This window comes from Arthrobacter sp., assembly GCF_031179985.1.
Lineage (GTDB): Bacteria > Actinomycetota > Actinomycetes > Actinomycetales > Micrococcaceae > Arthrobacter.
Genome location: NZ_JAPSHJ010000104.1, coordinates 1 through 3,965, shown reverse-complemented (window position 1 = coordinate 3,965; position 3,965 = coordinate 1). Strand labels below are relative to the sequence as shown.

Genomic DNA, 3,965 nt, shown 5'->3' with positions numbered 1-3,965 from the left:
GCGGTGGTCGAAAGTCAGTGTCAGCTCGGTGACTTTGCGGACCGCCAACTGCCCGTTCAGTACCCAGGGCTTGTCGACGATCCGCCCCACGCCGAGGATTGCCACTTCCGGATGATTAATAATCGCAGCTGAGCCATCCACACCGAATACTCCGTAATTGTTCAGCGTGAAAGTGCCGCTTCCCAGTTCAGACGGGCTCGCCTTGCCTTCACGAACGACGGCCGTGAGTCTGCGGATCTCCTCATCCAGTTCCCGCGCACTCAGCTTGTCCGCGTTGCGGACAGATGGCACCATCAGCCCGCGTTCCGTCTGGGCTGCGAACCCGAGGTTGACGCCGTCAAAGGCCACAATTTCCTGCGCCTGACCGCCTTGGACGTCCTCGGCCGATACGAGGCGCGAGTTCAATTCCGGGTATTTCTTTAGCCCGGCTGTGACAAATCGGGCAATGAAAGCGAGAAGACCTGGAGTGTTGTGAGGATCAGCCTTCTTCAAGGAGGCCCTCATCTCTACCAATGCCGTGGCGTCCACATCTACCCAGACTGTCGCCTCGGGGATCTCCGAGCGGCTTCTGGCCATGTTGGCAGCCGTCGCTTTCCGGACTCCGCGGATCGGTGTGCGGCTGATGATACCGAGACCACTGCGGGGATCTGTCTGCAGCTGGCTCTCCGAGGGGCGCGCAACGCTGGGAGCAGCGTCGGCCGCAAAAGGCTCTTCAGCCTGAGGGGACCCCTGCTCCGGCCTTGGTGAAATGGCAGCCTCCACGTCCCGGCGCATGATGAGGCCGCTCTCCCCCGAGCCGTTCAGTTCGCCCAGGTCAACGCCGTGCTCCCGAGCCATGCGGCGGACCAGCGGCGAGATGACTGCTCCAAGTTTTCCCGGGACCCGAGTCCGAAGAAGCGCGAGGTCATCAGGATCAGGCGATGGCTGCGACGATTCTGCCGGCTCCACCAAGGAGAGCGAAGCTGAGCCCTTTCGTGCCCGGGTGCGTCGTGCCGTACCCACCCCGCCCGGCGTTCCGTATCCGATGAGGACGTTGCCGGAGCCGGCCTTCTCCTCTTCCCGGTAGGTTTCAGCCGCCTCCTGAACCGGAGTCTGGGGTGGTTCAAGGCCTGGGCCTGTGCTGACAGAGATCAGGGGCTTACCTACATCCAGGGTTTGGCCCGGCTCTCCATGCAGTTCCGCGACCGTCCCCGCGTAGGGCGACGGCACCTCCACCATCGACTTGGCGGTTTCCACCTCAGCTATCGGCTGGTCCACCTGGATTTCGTCGCCTACAGCCACCAACCAGTTCACAAGTTCAGCCTCAGTGAGGCCTTCACCGAGGTCTGGAAGGAGGAATACTTTGGTTTCGCTCATAGGATCAGTCTTCCCACTGGAGGTCGTCAACGGCGTCAAGGATGCGGTCCACACCCGGCAAGTAGTAATGCTCCAGCTTGGGAGCAGGGTAGGGGATATCGAATCCGGTCACCCGCCGGATGGGTGCCGCAAGGTAGTGGAAACAGCGCTCCTGCACTCTGGCCACTATCTCCGACGACACCGAAGCGAAGCCATGTGCCTCGGCGATCACGACGGCGCGGCCGGTCTTGCGGACAGAAGCGCTGACCGTCTCGTCGTCGAAAGGCACAATCGAGCGGACGTCGATGACTTCCAGCGAGCGCCCTTCCTCGGCGGCTGCGGCGGCGGCGGCGAGAGCGGTGGGAACTGTGGGGCCGTAAGCGATGAGCGTTGCGTCCGTGCCGGGACGGGCGACGGCGGCACGGCCTTCGGAAGAAGTCCCGCCGTCGAGGTTCGCCTTGTGTTCTGCGCGGAGGGCGTCCAGGTCAACCATGTCCTTGGACCAGTACAGCTTCTTTGGTTCCATGAACATCACCGGATCATCTGAGTCGATGGCTTCCCGCAGCATCCGGTAACCGTCTGCAACCGTGGCCGGGGTGAAGACCTTCAGACCTGCAGTATGCGCATAGTAGGACTCAGAGGAATCGCAGTGGTGCTCCACTCCCCCGATGCCACCCGCATATGGGACGCGGATAACGATCGGCAGCTTGACGGCTCCCTTGGTGCGGTTGTGCATCTTGGCGACGTGGCTGACGATCTGTTCGAAGGCCGGGTACGCGAAGGCGTCGAACTGCATTTCGATCACCGGACGCATGCCATTGATGGCCATGCCAACAGCCATGCCAACGATGCCCGATTCCGCCAGAGGAGTGTCGAAGCAGCGCTGTTCACCGAACGTTTTGGTGAGTCCGTCGGTAATGCGGAAGACGCCGCCCAGCATTCCGACGTCTTCACCGAAGACAAGGACGGAAGAGTCAGCGTGCATTGCATCGGCCATCGCCGTATTAAGCGCCTTGGCCATGGTGATGGCCTGCGGGCCGGACTCCTCCGTGGACGCTGCTGCCTTCGCGGCTGCCCGTGCGGTGGCAGCGCTGACGTTGCCATTAACCTCTGACGAGGTGGTGACTGATGGGCTCATCGTTCTGCCTCTTCTGTGCTGGCATCGGCTGCGGCTTCACGGACAAGTTCGTCAGCAAGCATTGACGACTGTTCCCTTAGCTGAGGTGTGGGCTTTGCAAAGACGTGGCGGAAGAGTTCCTGCGGATCCACCGGCATGTCTTGGCCCAGTCCTTCGCGGAGCTGGGCAGCCACCGTCTCAGCTTTCGCCGTGATCCGGGCCTCTGCAGTTTCATCCAACAGCCCGCGTTCGGTGAGGTAAACCTGCATCCGTTTCAGCGGGTCCCGGGCAGCCCATTGGGCCACCTCGCTGTCCTGGCGGTAGCGCGTGGCGTCATCGGCGTTTGTATGGGCCTGCATTCGGTAAGTGTGGGCCTCGACCAAAAGGGGGCCGGAGCCGCCGCGGGCAAGGCTCACTGCCCTGTCCAGCACCGCGAGAAGCGCGACGACGTCGTTGCCGTCCACACGCTCACCTGCCATTCCATAGCCCACAGCCTTGTGAGCGAGAGAAGGAGCCACCGACTGGTGGGCCAGGGGCACCGAAATTGCGTACTGGTTGTTCTGGACGAAGAACACCACGGGAAGGTGGAACACGGCCGCGAAGTTCAGGGCCTCGTGGAAGTCACCTTCACTCGTGGCGCCGTCACCGCACATTGCCAGGACAACTGTGTCTTCGCCACGGAGTTTGGCGGCGTGGGCTACCCCGACGGCGTGCAGCAGCTGCGTGGTCAGCGGTGTGCACTGGGGGCCCACCTTGTGCTCGGCGGGGTTGTAGCCGCTGTGCCAGTCACCCCGGAAGATGGTCATGGTCTGGACGGGGTCGACTCCCCTGGCCATCACAGCAACGGAATCGCGGTAGGTGGGAAAGATCCAGTCGCCCTCTGAAAGGCAAAGTGCGGCTGCCACCTGGCAGGCTTCCTGACCATGACTGGAGGGATAAACAGCCATCCGTCCCTGGCGGACCAGGGCCGAGTTCTGATCATTGACCCTGCGGCCGACCACCAGCTGCTCGTAGGCGGCGAGTAGCTCTGCGTCGCCTGGCAGCGGATACTCGTGGCCAGGCTGGGTGCCCTGCTCGGTGTGGTGTATCAAGGCACCGTCCTGGTCCACCATCTGAATGGGGTGCCGGGCAGGCAACATGTAGTCCTCTACCGTGATGCCGAACTTGCGTACGGCCTCGGTAACGGCGTCCTCGCCGGTTTGTCCGGGCTGGCTCCCGGGTCCGGCCGGCTGCACGGCGGCGTGGTCTGCGGAGATCGTCATTGGTCAGTCCTTCTATAGCCACTATTCATTCCCAGTATCGTCCCGGAGGCTGTTTCGTATCCACCCTCACTGTGAATCGTGGAAAACCGAGGCTGCGTAGCCTACTCTGAAAGACAAAAAGCAAGTGTGAGCTGGATTACGGACAGGAGTTGTAGACGAATGGCCGAGAGTGGCATTGACCGGGGCGAAGTCCGCCTGGACGACGTGGACCGGAACATCATTGCCGAGCTGACCCGCGATGGCCGGATGTC

Annotated in this window: 3 protein-coding genes; all 3 read right to left on the bottom strand. The window is 62.4% G+C overall.

Annotated elements, in window-relative coordinates:
- Nucleotides 1–1,356: dihydrolipoamide acetyltransferase family protein (locus RIN13_RS20310; protein ID WP_309109120.1), on the bottom strand; the 1,356-nt coding region annotated here is incomplete at its 3' end.
- 4 nt (nt 1,357–1,360) lie between these two features.
- A complete protein-coding gene (locus RIN13_RS20305) occupies nt 1,361–2,473 on the bottom strand; it encodes an alpha-ketoacid dehydrogenase subunit beta (RefSeq protein WP_309109119.1) in 1,113 nt (370 codons plus the stop codon).
- Entirely contained in the window at nt 2,470–3,714 is a 1,245-nt protein-coding gene (pdhA, locus tag RIN13_RS20300; protein ID WP_309109118.1) for a pyruvate dehydrogenase (acetyl-transferring) E1 component subunit alpha, read from the bottom strand. Before pdhA ends, RIN13_RS20305 begins: the two co-directional genes overlap by 4 nt.
- Between the last annotated feature and the right edge of the window lie 251 nt (nt 3,715–3,965).

Excerpts from the sequence above, each read along its gene's own strand:
- RIN13_RS20305 (WP_309109119.1), bottom strand. The coding sequence starts at position 2,473 with ATGAGCCCATCAGTCACCACCTCGTCAGAGGTTAATGGCAACGTCAGC.
- pdhA (WP_309109118.1), bottom strand. The coding sequence starts at position 3,714 with ATGACGATCTCCGCAGACCACGCCGCCGTGCAGCCGGCCGGACCCGGG.